This window comes from Humibacillus xanthopallidus (assembly GCF_006716675.1).
Classification (GTDB): Bacteria; Actinomycetota; Actinomycetes; order Actinomycetales; family Dermatophilaceae; genus Humibacillus; species Humibacillus xanthopallidus_B.
On the sequence record NZ_VFPM01000004.1, the window covers coordinates 339,278 to 356,385 of the forward strand.

At 71.3% G+C, this 17,108-nt stretch carries 15 protein-coding genes; 7 read left to right on the forward strand and 8 right to left on the reverse strand.

What is annotated here, in order from left to right:
• Positions 1-51: 51 nt before the first annotated feature.
• The gene (locus FBY41_RS21035; RefSeq protein ID WP_260439957.1) at positions 52-537 is read right to left on the reverse strand and encodes a Fur family transcriptional regulator; all 486 of its coding nucleotides are present in this window, start codon (positions 535-537) and stop codon (positions 52-54) included.
• A gap of 32 nt (positions 538-569) precedes the next feature.
• On the opposite strand from FBY41_RS21035, the gene tdh reads away from it, so the two are divergent.
• On the forward strand, positions 570-1,607 hold the full coding sequence (gene tdh / locus FBY41_RS21040) for an L-threonine 3-dehydrogenase (protein WP_141846850.1): 1,038 nt from the start codon (positions 570-572) through the stop codon (positions 1,605-1,607).
• Positions 1,608-1,615: 8 nt separating this feature from the next.
• Complete coding sequence (locus FBY41_RS21045) at positions 1,616-2,314, forward strand: alpha/beta fold hydrolase (RefSeq protein WP_141846852.1); 699 nt, start codon at positions 1,616-1,618, stop codon at positions 2,312-2,314.
• A gap of 51 nt (positions 2,315-2,365) precedes the next feature.
• Here the strand turns inward: FBY41_RS21045 and FBY41_RS21050 are convergent, their stop codons facing one another.
• The 4 genes from FBY41_RS21050 to FBY41_RS21065 form a co-directional block, all read right to left on the reverse strand.
• On the reverse strand, positions 2,366-2,746 hold the full coding sequence (locus FBY41_RS21050; protein WP_141846854.1) for a hypothetical protein: 381 nt from the start codon (positions 2,744-2,746) through the stop codon (positions 2,366-2,368).
• Between the two features lie 188 nt (positions 2,747-2,934).
• Complete coding sequence (locus FBY41_RS21055; RefSeq protein WP_141846856.1) at positions 2,935-6,201, reverse strand: CHAT domain-containing protein; 3,267 nt, start codon at positions 6,199-6,201, stop codon at positions 2,935-2,937.
• Between the two features lie 2 nt (positions 6,202-6,203).
• Positions 6,204-7,028 (reverse strand): caspase family protein, encoded by an 825-nt coding sequence (locus FBY41_RS21060; protein WP_141846858.1) that lies wholly within the window; start codon positions 7,026-7,028, stop codon positions 6,204-6,206.
• A 181-nt stretch (positions 7,029-7,209) separates the two neighbouring features.
• The gene (locus tag FBY41_RS21065) at positions 7,210-7,698 is read right to left on the reverse strand and encodes a pyridoxamine 5'-phosphate oxidase family protein (RefSeq protein ID WP_141846860.1); all 489 of its coding nucleotides are present in this window, start codon (positions 7,696-7,698) and stop codon (positions 7,210-7,212) included.
• 197 nt (positions 7,699-7,895) lie between these two features.
• Here FBY41_RS21065 and FBY41_RS21070 point away from each other — a divergent pair, with 197 nt between their 5' ends.
• Positions 7,896-9,089 (forward strand): glycine C-acetyltransferase, encoded by a 1,194-nt coding sequence (locus tag FBY41_RS21070; protein ID WP_141846862.1) that lies wholly within the window; start codon positions 7,896-7,898, stop codon positions 9,087-9,089.
• A 172-nt stretch (positions 9,090-9,261) separates the two neighbouring features.
• Here FBY41_RS21070 and FBY41_RS21075 read toward each other — a convergent pair whose 3' ends face one another.
• Positions 9,262-9,699, reverse strand: a complete 438-nt coding sequence (locus FBY41_RS21075; protein ID WP_141846864.1) for a pyridoxamine 5'-phosphate oxidase family protein — start codon at positions 9,697-9,699, stop codon at positions 9,262-9,264.
• Between the two features lie 141 nt (positions 9,700-9,840).
• Here FBY41_RS21075 and FBY41_RS21080 point away from each other — a divergent pair, with 141 nt between their 5' ends.
• The gene (locus FBY41_RS21080) at positions 9,841-11,883 is read left to right on the forward strand and encodes an NAD(+) synthase (protein ID WP_141846866.1); all 2,043 of its coding nucleotides are present in this window, start codon (positions 9,841-9,843) and stop codon (positions 11,881-11,883) included.
• Positions 11,884-11,901: 18 nt separating this feature from the next.
• Positions 11,902-12,402 carry a GNAT family N-acetyltransferase gene (locus FBY41_RS21085; RefSeq protein WP_141846869.1) on the forward strand — a complete coding sequence of 167 codons (501 nt, stop codon included), beginning with the start codon at positions 11,902-11,904 and terminating at the stop codon, positions 12,400-12,402.
• Positions 12,403-12,508: 106 nt separating this feature from the next.
• Here FBY41_RS21085 and FBY41_RS21090 read toward each other — a convergent pair whose 3' ends face one another.
• Complete coding sequence (locus tag FBY41_RS21090; RefSeq protein ID WP_141846871.1) at positions 12,509-13,549, reverse strand: zinc-dependent alcohol dehydrogenase family protein; 1,041 nt, start codon at positions 13,547-13,549, stop codon at positions 12,509-12,511.
• Positions 13,550-13,572: 23 nt separating this feature from the next.
• Entirely contained in the window at positions 13,573-14,040 is a 468-nt protein-coding gene (locus tag FBY41_RS21095; protein ID WP_141846873.1) for an Hsp20/alpha crystallin family protein, read from the reverse strand.
• Between the two features lie 131 nt (positions 14,041-14,171).
• On the opposite strand from FBY41_RS21095, the gene acsA reads away from it, so the two are divergent.
• The gene (acsA, locus tag FBY41_RS21100; RefSeq protein ID WP_141846875.1) at positions 14,172-16,025 is read left to right on the forward strand and encodes an acetate--CoA ligase; all 1,854 of its coding nucleotides are present in this window, start codon (positions 14,172-14,174) and stop codon (positions 16,023-16,025) included.
• Positions 16,022-17,044, forward strand: coding sequence for a pyruvate dehydrogenase (acetyl-transferring) E1 component subunit alpha (gene pdhA / locus FBY41_RS21105; protein WP_221629379.1), 1,023 nt, complete (start codon positions 16,022-16,024; stop codon positions 17,042-17,044). Before acsA ends, pdhA begins: the two co-directional genes overlap by 4 nt.
• Positions 17,045-17,108: the final 64 nt, after the last annotated feature.

A 17,108-nucleotide genomic window follows, 5' to 3' on the forward strand; every position in this document is an offset into this window, starting at 1 on the left:
CGCGATCGGCCGCCGTCGGCGCCGCGATGTGACCGAACCCTCCCGGCGTTCTCAGGTGCAGTCGCGGCAGGTGCCGAGCAGGGCGGCGTGGGTCGTGTCGAGCCGGAAGCCGAGCTCGTCGCGCAGCCGGGCCGCGACCGGCTCGAGGGTGTCGTGCGGCACGTCGATGACGCGGCCGCAGGAGGAGCACTGCACGTGCGCGTGCCCCAGACCCGTTGCCGCAGAGGGGGGTTCGTCGGTGAGGTGGTAGACGGTCGCCGACCCGCCGAGGTGCACGTGCGACACGACACCCGCCTCGACGAGCGAGGTCAGGCAGCGATAGACCGTGGCGCGGTGCACCGACGGCTCGGCCTCCGCCACCCGGCTGCCGATCTGCTCGGCGCTGAGGTGCTCGTCGGACAGGTCGGCGGCGTCGAGGACGCGCAGGACGGCATACCGCGCCGGGGTGACGCGCTCACCCGCGGACCGCAGGTGGGCGACGGCGATGGCCACGCGCGGGCCGTCGCCTGATCGGAGGCCGGCTTCCGGGTCTGGCACGGCACCAGTATCGCTGGTGGCAGACTCTCCCCGTGCGCGCACTCACGAAGCTGTCAGCGGGCCCCGGGCTCGAGCTCACCGATCGACCCGAGCCCGTCTGCGGCCCGGCCGACGTCAAGATCAAGGTCCTGCGCGCCGGCATCTGCGGCACCGACCTGCACCTCGCCGGCTGGGACGAGTGGGCGCAGTCGGTCGTCAAGCCCCCGCTCGTCATCGGCCACGAGTTCTACGGTGAGGTCGTCGAGGTCGGTGAGGACGTCACGGGAGTCGCCATCGGCGACCGGGCGTCGGGTGAGGGCCACATCGTGTGCGGACGCTGCCGCAACTGCCGCGCCGGGCGCCGCCACCTCTGCATCCGCACCCAGGGCATCGGCGTGGGCCGCGACGGTGCCTTCGCCGACTACGTCGTCATCCCCGCGAGCAACGCGTGGGTCCAGCCCGCCGACCTCGACCCCGACCTCGGCGCGGTCTTCGACCCGCTCGGCAACGCCACGCACACGGCGCTGCAGTGGCCGATGGTCGGTGAGGACGTCGTCATCACCGGCGCCGGCCCGATCGGTGTCATGGCCGCGGCGATCGCCCGGCACGCGGGCGCCCGCTACGTCGTCGTCACCGACGCGAGCGACTACCGCCTCGCGCTCGCCGAGCACGCCGGCGCCGACCTCACGATCAACGTCACGCGCGAGAGCCTCGCCGACGCGCAGGCACACCTCGGCATGAAGGAGGGCTTCGACATCGGTCTCGAGATGTCGGGGGCCGCCCCCGCCGTCAGCGACCTCATCACGAACATGAACCACGGGGGCCGGATCGCCCTGCTCGGCCTGCCCCACGGGGGCTACGACCTCGACTGGGGCAAGGTCATCACCCACATGATCACGCTCAAGGGCATCTACGGCCGCGAGATGTATGACACGTGGTACGCGATGTCGCAGATGATCGCGACCTCCGAGCGCTTCCGGGCCGCCGTCGCCCAGGTCATCACCCACCGCTTCCCCGCCGAGCAGTGGGAGGAGGCCTTCGCGACCGCGCAGTCGGGTCAGTGCGGCAAGGTCGTCCTCGACTGGAGCTGAGCGCCCGTATGCCGTCCGCCTCCGACCCGAGCCCCCGCCCCCGCCCGCTCGTGCTGCTGCACGGGCTCGGGCAGTCGCCCATCGTCTGGCAGGACGTCGTGTCCGCCCTCGGTGCCGGCCGTCCGATGACGGCGCCGTGGATGCGCGGGCTCAAGCCCAAGGACCCCGTCGGGTTCGACCTCGCCGCCGCAGCCGGCGGCGTCGCCGACGATCTCGAGCTGCAGGGGATCCGGCAGGCCGACTTCCTCGGGGTCTCCGTCGGGGCGAGTGTCGCCCTGCGTCTCGCGGTCGAGCGGCCCGAGCTCGTCGGGCGTCTCGTGCTGGGCAGCCCGCTCGTGCGCCCCTCGAAGGGTGCGCTGAGGATGCAGCGGCTCGCGATGCGTCTCGTGCCCGAGAGCAAGCTCGTCGATGCGGGGGTGTCGCGGCCGCGCATGCTCGCCGTGCTCGATGCGCTCAAGGGCTTCGACGGCACCGAGTCGCTGCGTGACGTGACGGCGCCGACGCTGCTCGTCGCGGGCGGGCGCGACAAGGCGGGGATCGCCGCGGCGCAACAGCTCGCGGGTCTCCTCGCGCACAGCGAGGTGGCCGTCATCGAGGCCGCCGGGTCGGTGCTCAACGCGGATGCGCCGCGCGAGCTCGCCGACCTCGCGACGCGCTTCCTCGACCTGCCCGACGTGCCTGACGCGGCCGACGTGCCTGACGCATGAGCCAGCATCCGGCCCGCTGCGCCGTCAATGCGCGCGATGCGCTGCGCAACCTCAGCAGAGGTTGATGCCGCCCGAGTCGAGCAGGGCGCCGGCGACGCGGTCGTCGGGCACGACCGGCACCATCCAGTCGGTGCCGGCGATCGACTTGACCGAGGTCGCGCACGTGAAGGTGGCGACGCGCCGGTCGAGCTCGACCGGGGCGTTGTAGAAGGTCGCCTCGAGCTGGTGCCCGGCCTCGTCGGTGCAGCTCACCTTGCGCTCGTCGAGGGAGCCCTGGCGGTCGGCGCCCGACGGGCAGACGATCTCGGAGACCCGGAGCCATGCCGGGTGCTTCGCGGCCTCCGGCGACACCTCGGGGGCGGCGCCTCCACACGCTCCGAGGGCCAGCAGGGTGGCCGTCGCGAGGCAGGTGACGGCAAAGCGGTGGTGCACGGGGTCAGTCCTCCGAGGGGTGGTCGAGGCAGCGGTCGTCCGGGTTTGTGGCGGTTTTCTCCGAACTGCCGCAAACCCCAGCAACCCTAGAGGTCCAGCATCCGGACCGCACATCGACAAGGACGGTTGCGGTGTGGGAGACGTCACGGGCGTGGGGCTCGCTGACCCGCTGACCCGCCGGGCGCGCGTCAGGAGTCGTCGTCGGCCGACGCGGCGTCGTGGCCGTCGGCAGGGCTGCGCTCGAGGTCGGCGTCGATCGCGGCGAGACCGTCGTGGACGATCTGCAGGAAGCGCGCCCGGCCGCGCGCCTCCGTGCCGGCCATCGCCACGAGGAAGGAGACCTGGTCGCGCACCTGCTGGAGCTGCTCCTCGCTGCCGATCTCGCTCGCCCGGCGATAGAGGCCGAGCGCCTCCCGGGCCTCGTCCTCGCTCGCCCGAGGACCCCAGAGGGCGTCGAGCATCGTGAGGTCGGCATAGACGGCCACCGTCCAGAAGGTGCGCGACAGGTGCGCCTCCTCCCGTGCTGCGGCGAGCGACTGGCTGATGAGGCTGCGCGCGGTGTCCTTGGGGAGGGGCTCGCGGCCCGGCACGGGCCGCCACCGCAGCGCGAGCTCGGCCGCCAGCCAGTTCGACAGGGCGCCGAGACGACGACGGTCGGTCGGCCCGCACGCGCTGCGGGCTGCGTCGAACCACTGGGCCATCCGGGTCAGCGCATCCTGCGTCCTCGACCAGTCGCCGGTGCGCGAGCTCGAGCCGGGCCGCTCGGGGCAGGTGACGAGGGCGAGCAGCTTGTAGGCGCTCGCGACCCTCCAGAGCCGGTCGACGCTCGCTCCGCTCGGCACCCGAGAGGGGGCCGAGCCGTCCGCGCCGTCGAGCGGCGCGGACGCGGCCGTCAGCGTTGCGGTGGGCGCGGCTGCCGGTGTGGGCGGGGGCGTCTGGGCGCCGAGGAAGAGCGAGCCCGGGTCCTCGAGAAGCTGCTGGAGCCGCGCGATTGCCCTCTCGATCGAGGCGACGGCCTCGTCGACGTCCGCCGGTGCGGGTGCCTGCGCCCGGGACGCCGGCGTGCCCGTCGCCGTCGCACCCTTCGTCGCACCGGTCATCGCCTTGGCCGTGGTGGCCTGCGCGATCGTCGTCGCGGCGAGCCGCACCATCTGGTCGATCCACACCTCGAAGTCGCGCACGGTCAGGGCCAGCCCGCCGCGCTCGAGCGTGCGCTGGAAGTGCTCGGTGGCCTGACGGGCGTCGCCGAACTTCGTGTACGTGCGGGCCAGCAGCACCTCGAGGGCGTCGTCGTCGCGGTCGTCCTGCGGGAGCGCGTCGTAGAGCTGCTGAAGACGCTGGATACCGACCTTCGAGTTGCGGCTGATGTCCACCGACTGGCTGAGGTTCTCGATCTCGACCCGGGCCTGCTCGGGCGTCGCCGGACGCAGCTGGGCGACGTCCCGGTGCACGACCGCGTCGGGTGCGAGGCGGTACTCCGGGTCGCCATAGCACTGGTAGGCGCCCCACGTGTTGACCGACTGGTGATCCGACCACGTCTGCCAGCGCGCGGCGGCGATCGCCTCGCCGAAGGTGAGTCCCGCGAGCATCCTGGTGTAGAAGGTCGTCGCGAAGGTGGAGGCGGCCTTGTCGTCGACGGCCCAGCCGCAGGCGACGACGGCACGCACGCCGATGTCGATGAGCTCGGTGGCGATGCTCGCCGCCAGGCGGTGGAAGTTGCCCGAGGTGCGGCCCGACGCCGTGCCGGGTGCTGCCCCGGGCGATGCCGGCCGCGAGCCGCCCATGGCGCCGAGATGGCAGCAGTTGACGACGACGAGCTCGGGCACCTGACGCATCTGGCCGATCTCGCCGGCCGTGAGGTACATGCCGTTGCCGAGCACCATGCCCGTCACCCGGGCGTCCGTGCCATCGCCCAGTGGCCAGTCGTAGACGCCGTGACCGGCGAGGTGGACGACGCGGTAGGCGGAGTCGAAGAGCGACTGGATGATCTTGGTGCCGCTCTCGGCGATGAGTGGCTCTGCCCGGAATCCGCTGTTGCGCAAGGCGGCTCCGACGTCCTTGGCTTCCTTCTGAGCGGCTGGGAGGGCGGTGAGACCGCTCGCGGTGTCACCGATGACGAGCGCGCGGTCACCCGTCGCCGACAGCACGTGGCTGCGCATCGAGGAGCCCTCGAGCTGGCGCACGAGGCCCCGGCGCACCCCGAGCGGCACCCGGTCGTCCTCGGTGGCGTGGTCGTCGAGCAGCTCCCAGGGGTAGTGCGCCGAGCCCTGGTCGACGACGAGCACGAGGTTGTCGGTGTCGGGGGCCTGCGCCTTGAGCTCGTTGGGGAAGAGCAGCTCGAAGAGCGTGCGCGAGGCGGAGCTGTCCGGTGAGGGCGAGTCCACGAGCGACTCGACGAGCCGGTCGACGAGCGCCCGTTGCGTGGGCACCGTGCGCGTGGGCGCCCCGGCGCGGCGGATGGCGGCCTCGAAGGTCAGGCCGCCGTCGTCCTCGGTGCGCACGCGCACCTGCTGCCACCAGCCTGCCGACTGCTCGAAGACGAGCCGGCGCTGCCGACCGGGCCGCTCCTCGAGCCTGAGGTCGGCGGAGAAGGAGTCGGCGAGCTCACCGCTCGTGAGGGACGAGCCGACGGCCCCCACGGCCTGCAGGGCCCGGTCCTGCCAGAGCTCGATGATCTCGAGCTCGGCGATGTGCACGGCGAGGTCGGTGTCAGCGAGCCGGTCGTTCGCGCGCTGGATGCCGGTGAGCAGGGCCTGCACGCTGTCGCGCACGGGCAGCCCGCCCGGACCCGTGCCGATGAGCAGGCTGCTGAGCTGGAGCTGGGTCACCCCGGCACTGGGGGCCGAGGCGCCGACGGTCAGGTTGGCGAGGGCCGATGTCAGGGCCGCGTGCGCGACCGCCCGGGCGAGGGAGGCGGCGCTCAGGGTGCCCACCGGCCCCATGCCCGCGACGATGGCGCCGGGGGGTCTCGTCCACTCCTCCGGGTCGGTGAAGATCTGGCACGTCTCGAGCGGTCCGGGATAGATGCCGAGCACCGCGGCGCGCGAGAGGCGCCCGTCGAGCAGGTCGTCGAGGGCGGCTTCGGCACCGATGAGGGTGCCGCCGGGGTAGTGACCGACGAGGACGTGGTGCCGTGCGAAACGGAGGTCGCCGTGCGAGACGCGGACAATCGTCGGTAGCCGATCCGGGTCCTGCTCGTCGTCCGACGCAGACGGCGCATACGGCGCAGACGGCGCAGAGGGCACAGACGCCGGCGCGGGGACGGTCTGTTGCCCCGAGAGCGCCTCGACGGGCTCCCCGGTGCGTTCGGCGGCGGGTGCAGGCTCGACAGGTTCTGGCTCGGCGGGTGCGGGCTCAGCAGGTCCTGGCTCGGGTGGGAGCGCGGTGGTGCGCTCGGACGTCGGCTCGACGGGCGTGGGCTCGACCGGCGGAGGACTGACCGTGGGCGTCGACATCGTCAGGCGAGGGGGGAGAGGAAGACCTGGTCGAAGCGGGCGGCCCGGCCCTCGAGCTGCGGCACCTGCTCGTAGGCGTTGTGCAGCCCGGCGAGGGTCTTCTCGTGCAGGCGGCGGTAGGTCGCGCCGGGCTCGTCGCGCATGGCCCGCACGAGGTAGTACGTGAGGGCGCCGCTGAAGCTGCCGTCGATGTGGGCATCGGCCGACGTCTGGTCGTCGCGGCAGCCGCTGATGAGGGTCTCCGTGATGCCGACGTCGTGCACGTTTCCGGAGCTTCGCCTCCTGCGCCGCTTGGGTGTGCCGGTGAACTCGCCTCCGGCCTGCTCGTCGTCAGGGTTGGGCAGGAAGCGCGAGACCACCTCTGGCTCAGGGGCGCCCGGCAGGTGCGGCTCTCGCGTGTTGCTGCCGGAGTGGCAGCAGTCCATGACGACGGTGAGCGACGCTGCCGGGTTGAGCCGGTCGAAGGTGCTGCGCAGCCAGTCGTCCGTCAGCGGGTCGTTCCAGTCGAGGTCGTGGGGGCAGAGGATCTCGTCGCGGTGGTCGGTGACCTCGTCTCCGTTCGTGTCGGGCACGTTGGAGCCGTGGCCCGAGTAGTGGAAGTACAGCACGTCGCCCGGACCTGCCGTGTCGACGAGCTCGGCGATCGAATGCGTCATCGCGGCCTTCGTGGCGTCCTCGTCGACGAGCATGGTGATGTCCGCGGGCGCGAACCCGTAGAGGTCGGTGAGGGCCCCGGCGATGGTGTGCACGTCGTTGACGCAGCCCCGGAGGTTGGCTCCGGGGATGGCGTACTCGTTGACCCCGATGAGCAGGGCTCGCTTCGCCATGGTGCACTCCTTCGACCAGCGTGTTCGACCCGAGTGCCGTGCGGATCCGCGCGGCGGCGGCCTTCTCACCAGTGTTCTCCGCCCGTCAGGGTGATACAGCGAGTTCGGCCAACCTCACGGCGTACTCACGGGAAACCAGCCGCCCACCGCCCCGATCGAGAGAGCAGTTCGTCCGCTTGCCTCAGCCCGCTGCCTTCTCCATCGCGCGCTCGATGGCGCTCGGGAAGCGGGTCTGGAAGTCGAGCAGGGCGACCCACTCCGGGGTGAGGAAGACCCGGCTCATGCGGCTCGACATCCTCCCGACGTTGGCGACCCACTCGTCCCCGGCCTCGTCGCCCATCATGCGTCTGGCGCACGCCGCATACTCCGGAGCGACGCCGTCGACCGTGTCGGTGCGCACCCGGCCGCGGATCTGGAGCACCTGGTAGGGCATCTCGTCGGTGTCGATCGACACCGCTGCCCAGTCGCCGTCATGGAGTGCCTTCATCTTCGGCGCGTCGGGCGGCGTGCCGAAGACGACCTCCGAGCCGTTCCAGTGGAAGCCGATCGGCACCACCCGGGGCGTGCCGTCGGTCCACACGTAGGCGAGGCGGGCGGGGAACGTCGACTGCAGAAGTCGCTGGGCGACGGGTTCCTGCAGGAGGGCGAGGTCGCCCTGGTGGCTTGTCATGACTGATTCCTCTCGTGCGTCCCCCGGGGGCTCCTTCCAGAGTGCTCCTGCCCGGAGCCCGCCGGAGCCGGATCGACGAACCCCGCCGAACGCGTGACGCCGAGGGCGTCGTGGGAGCGGCGCGGGCGGCCCGGCGAGCCGGCCGGGCGGCATACCCTTGCGGTGTCGCTCACCCCGCCGACCTGCGAAGGACACCGATGTACGGCTCAGTCAAGGACGAGATCGCCGAGACCCTGCGCGAGATCGAGGAGGCCGGGCTCTACAAGCGGGAGCGCGAGCTCACGTCTCCGCAGGCAGCGCACGTGACGACGCTCAAGGCGGAGGCGCTCAACTTCTGCGCCAACAACTACCTCGGGCTGGCCGACGACCCGAGCGTCATCGCGGCTGCCAAGCAGGCGCTCGACGACTGGGGCTTCGGCATGGCGTCGGTCCGTTTCATCTGCGGCACGCAGACCCAGCACACGCGTCTCGAGTCGCGCATCAGCGACTTCCTCGGCACCGAGGCGACGATCCTCTACTCCTCCTGCTTCGACGCCAACGGCGGTGTCTTCGAGGTGCTCTTCGACGCAGAGGACGCCATCATCAGCGACGAGCTCAACCACGCGTCGATCATCGACGGCGTGCGTCTGTCGAAGGCGATGCGCTATCGCTACAAGAACGCCGACATGGCCGACCTCCGCACCCAGCTCGAGGCGGCGCGGACGGCCGGCGCCAAGCGTGTCGTCGTCGTCACCGACGGCGTCTTCTCGATGGACGGGTCGCATGCGCCCCTCGACGAGATCTGCGACCTCGCAGACGAGTTCGGCGCGCTCGTCTTCGTCGACGACTCCCACGCCGTGGGCTTCGTCGGAGACGGCGGCCGCGGCACGCCCGAGCTCTTCGGCGTCATGGACCGCGTCGACATCCTCACCGGCACGCTCGGCAAGGCCCTCGGCGGTGCCTCCGGCGGCTACGTCTCGAGCCACCAGGAGATCGTCGACCTGCTGCGCCAGCGTTCGCGGCCGTACCTCTTCTCCAACTCCGTGGCGCCGGCCGTCGTCGCGGGGTCGCTGGCGGCGCTCGAGCTCGTCGCCTCCTCCGCAGAGAAGCGCGAGACGCTCAAGGCCAACACGGCGCTCTTCCACTCGCTCATGACCGAGGCCGGCTTCGACCTGCTGCCCGGCACCCACCCGATCCGCCCGGTGATGTTCCCCGGCGACGACGGCGCTCGCCGCGCTGCCGAGATCGCCGACCACATGCTCGGCAACGGGGTCTACGTCATCGCCTTCAGCTTCCCCGTCGTTCCGCGCGGCAAGGCCCGCATCCGGGTGCAGCTCTCGGCGGCGCACTCCGAGGACGACGTGCGGGCGTGCGTGGCAGCGTTCGTCGCGGCTCGCGACGCCGTCGGCTGACAAGCCACGCCGACGCCGTCGGCTGACAGCGCGCCCCACGCCCGGGGGAGTGGCGCGGGCTCCCACGAACGGAGCCCGCGCGACCGGAGCGCCCTGCGCTCCCCCTCGACCCGGGCACGAGATCCTTACCCCGATCGGACGCGTTCGGACGTCCGGGGTAGGACGAGCTGAGTCAGGCGGTGTCGACCCGGGCGTGCAGCCACGGCCGGTGCAGGTCGAAGCGGCGGCCGGTGACCTCGTCGGCCCTGATCTCGACGACGATGTACTTCTCGGTGTCGACCCAGGGCCGCAGCGGCAGCTGATCAATGATCCACGCGGCGGACCCCTCGAGGTGGCGGGCGCGACCGCGCACCACGACGCTCGTCGCGTGCTCGTCGACGACCTCGTCGACCTCGAAGGCGACGTCGGCGTTCATCGTGACGCCGAGCAGCTTGCTGCCCTCGGCGGTGAGGAAGTAGAGCCGGTCGTCCTTGACCGCGTAGTTGATCGGCACGATGTGCACCTCGTCGGCGAGGTGGTAGCCGAGGCGGCCGAACTCGTGCGTGCGCAGGAACTCCCAGCACTCCTCGGGGTGGAGTTCGTGCACGGGGTTGGTGTCGTTCGAAGACATGGTCGCCGCCTTTCGCGATAGCTTCCCGTCGTGGTCGGGCGAGTCCGCCTGGCTACTACGAATGGTAGTGAGAATAGTCCGGTCACGGCGCCCGGACTCGGCGAGTCTCCGGTCACACCTCGCGTGCGCTTGACTGTGGCCATGGACTTCTACAGCTCCTACGCCCAGGGCTTCGCCCGGGTCGCGGCCTGCACGCTGCCCGTGACCGTCGCCGACCCGGAGCGCAACGCCGACGCCGTCATCGCCCAGGTGCGCGAGCTGCACGAGGACGGCGTCGCGCTCGCGATCTTCCCCGAGCTCGGGCTGTCGGGGTATGCCATCGACGACCTGCTGCTCCAGGACCCCCTGCTCGACGCGGTCGACGACGCCATCGCGCGGGTCGCCGAGGCCACCGCCGGGCTCCGCCCCGTCGTCGTCGTCGGGGCACCGCTCGAGCACGGCTCGCGGCTCTACAACTGTGCCGTCGTCGTCCACGACGGTGCCGTCATCGGCGTCGCCCCGAAGTCCTACCTGCCGACCTACCGCGAGTTCTACGAGCGGCGCCACTTCGCGCCCGGCGACGACCAGCGCGGCCAGACGATCGAGGTCGCCGGCGACCGGGTGCCCTTCGGTCCCGACCTGCTCTTCCGCGCCACCGACGTGCCCGGGTTCGTCGTCCACGTCGAGGTGTGCGAGGACATGTGGGTGCCGGTGCCCCCGAGCCACGAGGCGGCGCTCGCGGGCGCCACCGTCCTCGCCAACATCTCCGGCTCGCCCATCACCGTCGCGCGCGCGGAGGACCGCCACCTCCTCGCACGCAGCGCATCGGCCCGCTGCCTCGCCGCCTACCTGTATGCCGCGGCCGGCGAGGGTGAGAGCTCGACCGACCTCTCGTGGGACGGCATGACGATGGTCTACGAGAACGGTGCGCTCCTCGCCGAGAGCGAGCGCTTCCCGGAGGGGCCTCGCGCCTCCGTCACCGACATCGACCTCGACCTGCTGCGTCAGGAGCGCCAGCGGCAGGGCACCTTCGACGACAACCGGCGCACCCTGGCAGATCGAGTGGGCGGTTTCCGCACGATCGAGCTCCTGCTCGACCCTCCGACCGACGACATCGGCCTGCTGCGCAAGGTCGACCGCTTCCCCTTCGTCCCCGACGACGAGGCACGCCTCGCCCTCGACTGCTACGAGGCCTACAACATCCAGGTCTCGGGGCTCGAGCAGCGGCTCAAGGCGATCGGCAACCCCACGATCGTCATCGGCGTCAGCGGCGGCCTCGACAGCACGCACGCCCTCATCGTTGCGGCCAAGGCGATGGACCGGCTGGACCGGCCTCGCAGCGACATCCTCGCCTTCACGATGCCGGGCTTCGCGACGAGCGACCACACCAAGGGCAACGCGATCGCGCTCATGGAGTCGCTCGACGTGACGTGGGAGGAGCTCGACATCCGCCCCGCGGCGACCCAGATGCTCGAGGCGATGGGGCATCCCTTCGGGCGCGGCGAGGAGGTCTACGACGTGACCTTCGAGAACGTCCAGGCCGGGCTGCGCACCGACTACCTCTTCCGCATCGCCAACCAGCGCGGCGGCATCGTGCTCGGCACCGGTGACCTCTCGGAGCTCGCGCTCGGCTGGTGCACCTACGGTGTCGGCGACCAGATGAGCCACTACGGCGTCAACGCCGGAGTGCCGAAGACCCTCATGCAGCACCTCATCCGGTGGGTCGTCACGTCGGCGCAGTTCGAGGACCACGTCGGCGAGACGCTCACCTCCATCCTCGACACCGAGATCACGCCCGAGCTCGTGCCGGCCAAGGAGGGCGAGAAGCCGCAGAGCACGCAGGCGAAGATCGGCCCCTACTCGCTGCAGGACTTCACGCTCTTCCACGTGCTGCGCCGCGGTTACCGGCCCTCGAAGATCGCCTTCCTCGCCTGGCACGCGTGGCGCGACAGCGAGGCGGGGGAGTGGCCCGCGGGCTTCCCCGAGTCGGAGCGGACGGCATACGACCTCGCGACGATCCGCCACTGGCTCGAGGTCTTCGTGCGGCGCTACTTCGGCAACCAGTTCAAGCGCTCCGCGCTGCCCAACGGCCCCAAGGTCGTCGCGGGCGGCTCCCTCTCCCCGCGAGGCGACTGGCGTATGCCGTCCGATGCAGCGGGTGCCGCCTGGCTCGACGAGCTCGACGCCAACGTCCCCGAGGCCTGAGAGGCGAGGAACCCGGTCATGGCAGACACGCTCGTGGTCCGCGACTACGCCGACGACGACTGGCCCCAGGTGTGGCCGCTCATCGAGGAGGTCGTCCGGGCCGGTGACACCTTCCCGTACCCGACTGACCTCACCGAGGCCGAGGCCCGTCCGCTGTGGCTCGAGAACGGGCCGGGTGGGCGCACGACGGTCGCGACGGACGGGCCGCTCGTGCTCGGCACGGCCAAGATGGGGCGCAACCGGCCAGGGCCGGGATCCCATGTCGCCACGGCGAGCTACATGGTCGCGGCCGACGCGCGCGGTCGTGGGGTCGGCCGTGCGCTCGTCGTCGAGTCGCTCGAGTGGGCGCGCCAGTCCGGTTATGCCGCAATGCAGTTCAACGCCGTCGTCGCCACGAACACCGCCGCCGTCAGGCTCTACGAGAGCCTCGGCTTCACCGTCGTGGGCACGGTGCCGCGGGCCCACGAGCTGCCGACGGGCGAGCGCGTCGGCCTGCGGATCATGCACATCGACCTCTGACCGATCGAAAGAGCAGTTCGTCCGGCTCGGCCGCGAGCGGCCTCCCCGACGAACTGCTCTTTCGATCGGGTTGGGCGGCCTCCCCGACGAACTGCTCTTTGGATTGTCAGGCGGTGAGGACGACCTTGAGGGCTCGGGTCTGCGCCGCGTCGGCGAAGGTGTCGTAGGCCTGCATGAAGTCGCCCAGCGCGAAGCGGTGGGTGACGAAGCGGGCCAGGTCGACCTGGTGGGTCGCGAGCAGACGGAGCAGGGTCGGCGTCGAGTACGTGTCGACGAGCCCCGTCGTGATCGTGACGTTCTTGATCCAGAGATCCTCCAGGTGCAGGGTCGCCGGGCCGCCGTGGACGCCGACGTTCGCGACGGTCCCGCCCGGGCGGACGAGCGTGGCGCACTGCTCGAAGGTCGCGGCCACCCCGACGGCCTCGATGGCGACGTCCGCCCCGAGGCCGTCGGTGAGACCACGGACGATGTCGACCGCGTCCTCCCGGGACGGGTTCACCGTGATGTCGGCCCCGAACTGCTTGGCCGCCTCGAGTCGGGCATCGGCCAGGTCGATGGCCACGACGTGCGCCGGACTGAAGAGCTTGGCACCCATGATGGCGGAGAGCCCGACCGGGCCGGCGCCCACCACCGCTACGACGTCACCGGGACGGACCCGGCCGTTCAGCACACCGACCTCGTAGCCCGTGGGCCCGATGTCGGCGAGCATGAGTACTTCCTCGTCAGTCACACCTGCTGGGACGGCATACGTCGAGGTGTCCGCGAAGGGGACCCGCACGTACTCCGCCTGTGTGCCGTCGATCTTGTGCCCGAGGATCCAGCCGCCACCGCCGATGCACTGGCCGTAGCTGCCGTCGCGGCAGTAGCGGCAGGCACCACACGCGGTGATGCAGGAGACGAGCACGTGGTCTCCGACCTTGACGTTCTTCACCCCGGAGCCGACCTGCTCGACGGTGCCCACGGCCTCGTGGCCGAGGATGCGCCCGTCGGTCACTGCTGCGACATCACCCTTGAGGATGTGCAGGTCGGTGCCGCAGATGGTGACGGTGTCGACCTTGACGATGGCGTCGGTGTCGGCCTGCAGCATCGGCTTCGGCACCTCTTCCCACGCCTTCCGGCCGGGGCCGTGGTAGACGATGGCGTGCATGGTGGTGTCCTCGGGCACGGCGATCAGCTGATCTCGACGTGCGTCGTCTTGGCCTCGGTGGCCTTCGGCATCGTCACGAGGAGCACGCCGTCGGCGAGCGACGCCGTCACGGCCTGCTCGTCGACGGGGACGGGGAGGATCGCCTCGTAGGTGAAGCTGCCCGAGGTCCGGGTCGAGTGACGCAGGGTCCCGTTGCCTTCCTTCTCGGTCGTCTTGGTGCCGCGCACGCTGAGGCGCCGGCCCGAGAAGTCGATCGTGATGTCCTTCTTGTCGACGCCGGGCAGGTCGAGCTCGAGGGTGAAGGCCTCGTCGGTCTCGCGCAGCTCGCCGCCGGGGGCGAAGTCGCTGCCGGCCATGGCCGGCGACCACATCTGCTCCAAGAGGTCCTGCATCCGCGTGGCCCACGGAGCGAGGTCCGTCCACGGTGACAGCTCGACCCAGTGGGAGCGGTCACGGCGCTCGGTGGCCTTGCCGGGGGTGTTGATGGTCATGGTGGAACTCCTCCTCGTTGAGACGTGCCGCGACTCCTCAGCGGCACACCACCAGTGCACCCCCCGCGGAGGTCACCAAACAGGGCCATTGGTCCCTGCCCGGCGAGATCGGGGCGCGGCATCGTGGTCTCATGGCGGACTTGGCACTCCAGCGCAGCGTCGGCGAGCGGCGCCCCATCGAGCACGTCCCGGCCCTGGCGCCGCTCATCGGCGACTACGACCACCGGCGGCGCACGTTCTCGTGGGAGCGGGCGCGGCACTGGCTCGACATCGACGGTGCCGGGCGCCTCAACATGGCCCACGAGGCCGTCGACCGCCATGCCGCCGGGCCGCTCGCCGACGTCGTCGCGATCCGCTTCCTCGAGAAGGCCGGGCCGACCTTCGAGCTGACGTATGCCGAGCTCAAGCACCAGAGCGACCTCACGGCCGCCGCCCTCCGCCGGCTCGGCGTGCTGCCGCACGATGTCGTGTGCACGCTCCTGCCGCGCATGCCCGAGCTCTACCTCACCGTCCTCGGCACCCTCAAGGCCGGCGGGGTCTACTGCCCGCTCTTCCCCGCCTTCGGGCCCGAGCCGGTGCGCGAGCGTCTCGCGCTCGGGCGTGCCCGGGTCCTCGTCACCGACCGGCTGTCCTACACCCGGAAGGTCGAGCCCCACCGGGCCGAGCTGCCCAACCTCGAGCACGTCATCATCACCGACTCCGACGAGCGGGGTTGCCCTCGGGGCACGATTCCCTGGTCACGCCTGCTCATGGGCGGCGCCGCGGCGTACCACCCGAAGGAGAACGTCGTGGCGCCGACGTGGCCGTCGGACCCGGCCCTGCTCCACTTCACGAGCGGAACGACGGGCAAGCCCAAGGGTGCCGTCCACGTGCACGAGGCGATCCTCGCCCACCACGTGACGGCCGAGTTCGCGCTCGACCTGCGCCCTGGCGACATCTACTGGTGCACGGCCGACCCCGGCTGGGTCACCGGCACGTCCTACGGGATCCTCGGCCCGCTCAGCTGCGGGGTCACCGTCGTCACGGACTCGGCCGACTTCGACGCGCGGCGGTGGTACCGGATCCTCCAGGACGAGCGCATCACCGTCTTCTACACCGCGCCGACGGCGCTGCGCATGCTCATGCGCTCGGGCGCCGACCTCGCGCGCGAGTTCTCGTTCCCGGCGCTGCGGCACGTCGTCAGCGTGGGGGAGCCGCTCAACCCCGAGGCCGTCGTGTGGGGCCTCGAGGCCTTCGGGATGCCCGTACACGACACGTGGTGGCAGACGGAGACCGGCGCCATCATGGTGAGCAACTTCCCCGGTATGCCGGTCCGCCCGGGCTCGATGGGACGCCCGGTCCCCGGGGTCGACGTCGCGGTGCTGGCCCAGGGCGACGACGGTCGGGCAGCCGTCGTCGATGGACGCGTGCAGGTGCTGACGGGGCCCGATGAGGTTGGTGAGCTCGCGCTGCGGCCCGGGTGGCCCTCGATGTTCCGGGCCTACCTCGACGACCCCGACCGTTATGCCCGGGCCTTCGCCGACGGGTGGTACCTCACCGGCGACCTCGCGCGCATCGACGCCGACGGCTACGTGTGGTTCATCGGTCGCGCCGACGACGTCATCAAGTCGGCAGGCCACCTCATCGGCCCGTTCGAGGTCGAGAGCGCGCTCATGGAGCACCCTGCTGTCGCCGAGGTGGGGGTCATCGGCAAGCCGGATCCGCTGGCCGGCGAGATCGTCAAGGCGTTCGTCACCCTCAAGGTCGGCCACGAGCCGACTCCCGCACTGGCCCGTGAGCTCATCTCGTTCGGTCGGCACCGCCTCGGCTCGGTCGCGCCGCGCGAGATCGCCTTCGACCAGGCGCTGCCCCACACCCGCAGCGGCAAGGTCATGCGCCGGCTGCTCAAGGCCCGTGAGCTCGGCCTGCCCGAGGGCGACCTGTCGACGGTGGAGACCCCGTCGACGCAGCCGGCGGGTGATGCTGCGGGGGAGGGGTCGTCATGACGCGCGAGCTGTTCCTCGAGCTCTTCACCGGCCTGCTGCGCGAGATGATCCGGATCCGGCGCTTCGAGGAGAAGTGCGTCGAGCTCTACAGCGCGACGAAGATCCGTGGCTTCCTCCACCTCTGCATCGGCGAGGAGGCCGTCGCCGTGGGTGTCGTCGGCGCCCTGACCGAGGACGATGCCGTCGTCTCGACCTATCGCGAGCACGGGCACGCCCTGGCCCGCGGCGTGCCGATGCCGTCGATCATGGCCGAGATGTTCGGCAAGGCGACCGGGTGCAGCGGTGGCCGTGGCGGGTCGATGCACCTCTTCGACGCGAGCCGGCGCTTCTACGGGGGGAACGCGATCGTCGCAGGCGGGCTACCCGTCGCGGTCGGGCTGGCGCTGGCTGACCACCTGACCGACGACCGCGCGGTCACCGTGTGCCTCTTCGGCGACGGCGCCTTCGCCGAGGGCGAGTTCCACGAGTGCGCCAACCTGGCGGCCCTGTGGGACCTGCCGGTGCTCTTCTGTTGCGAGAACAACCGCTACGCCATGGGCACGGCCCTGGCGCGGGAGCACGCGGCCACCGACCTCGCGATGCGGGCGGCGGCATACGGCATGGTGGCGTGGACCGTGGACGGCATGGACGTCATCGCCGTGCGCGAGGCGACGGACCGTGCGCTCGAGTACGTTCGCGACAGCGGCAAGCCGTGCTTCCTCGAGCTGCGCACCTATCGCTTCCGGGCTCACTCGATGTATGACCCGGACCGCTACCGCGACAAGTCCGAGATCGAGACGTGGAAGAAGTCCGACCCGATCCCGGCGCTCGAGGCGAGGCTCGTCAGTGACGGGCTCATGACCCCGGCCGAGGTCGAGCGGTGGCGCGCGGCGGTGGAGGCCGAGGTGGAGGCGGAGATCGCAGCGGCGGTGGAGGCGGCCGACGCCGCGCCGCTCGAGCCGGTCGAGGACCTGCTGCGCCACGTGATGACGGAGGCCACGGGTGACGTGGTGGCGCCGGCGGGTGGGAGGTCGACATGAGCAGGCGGAGCGCGATGACGGTGGCGAAGGACGCTGCGGTGGAGGCGATGACGGCTCCGGCGGT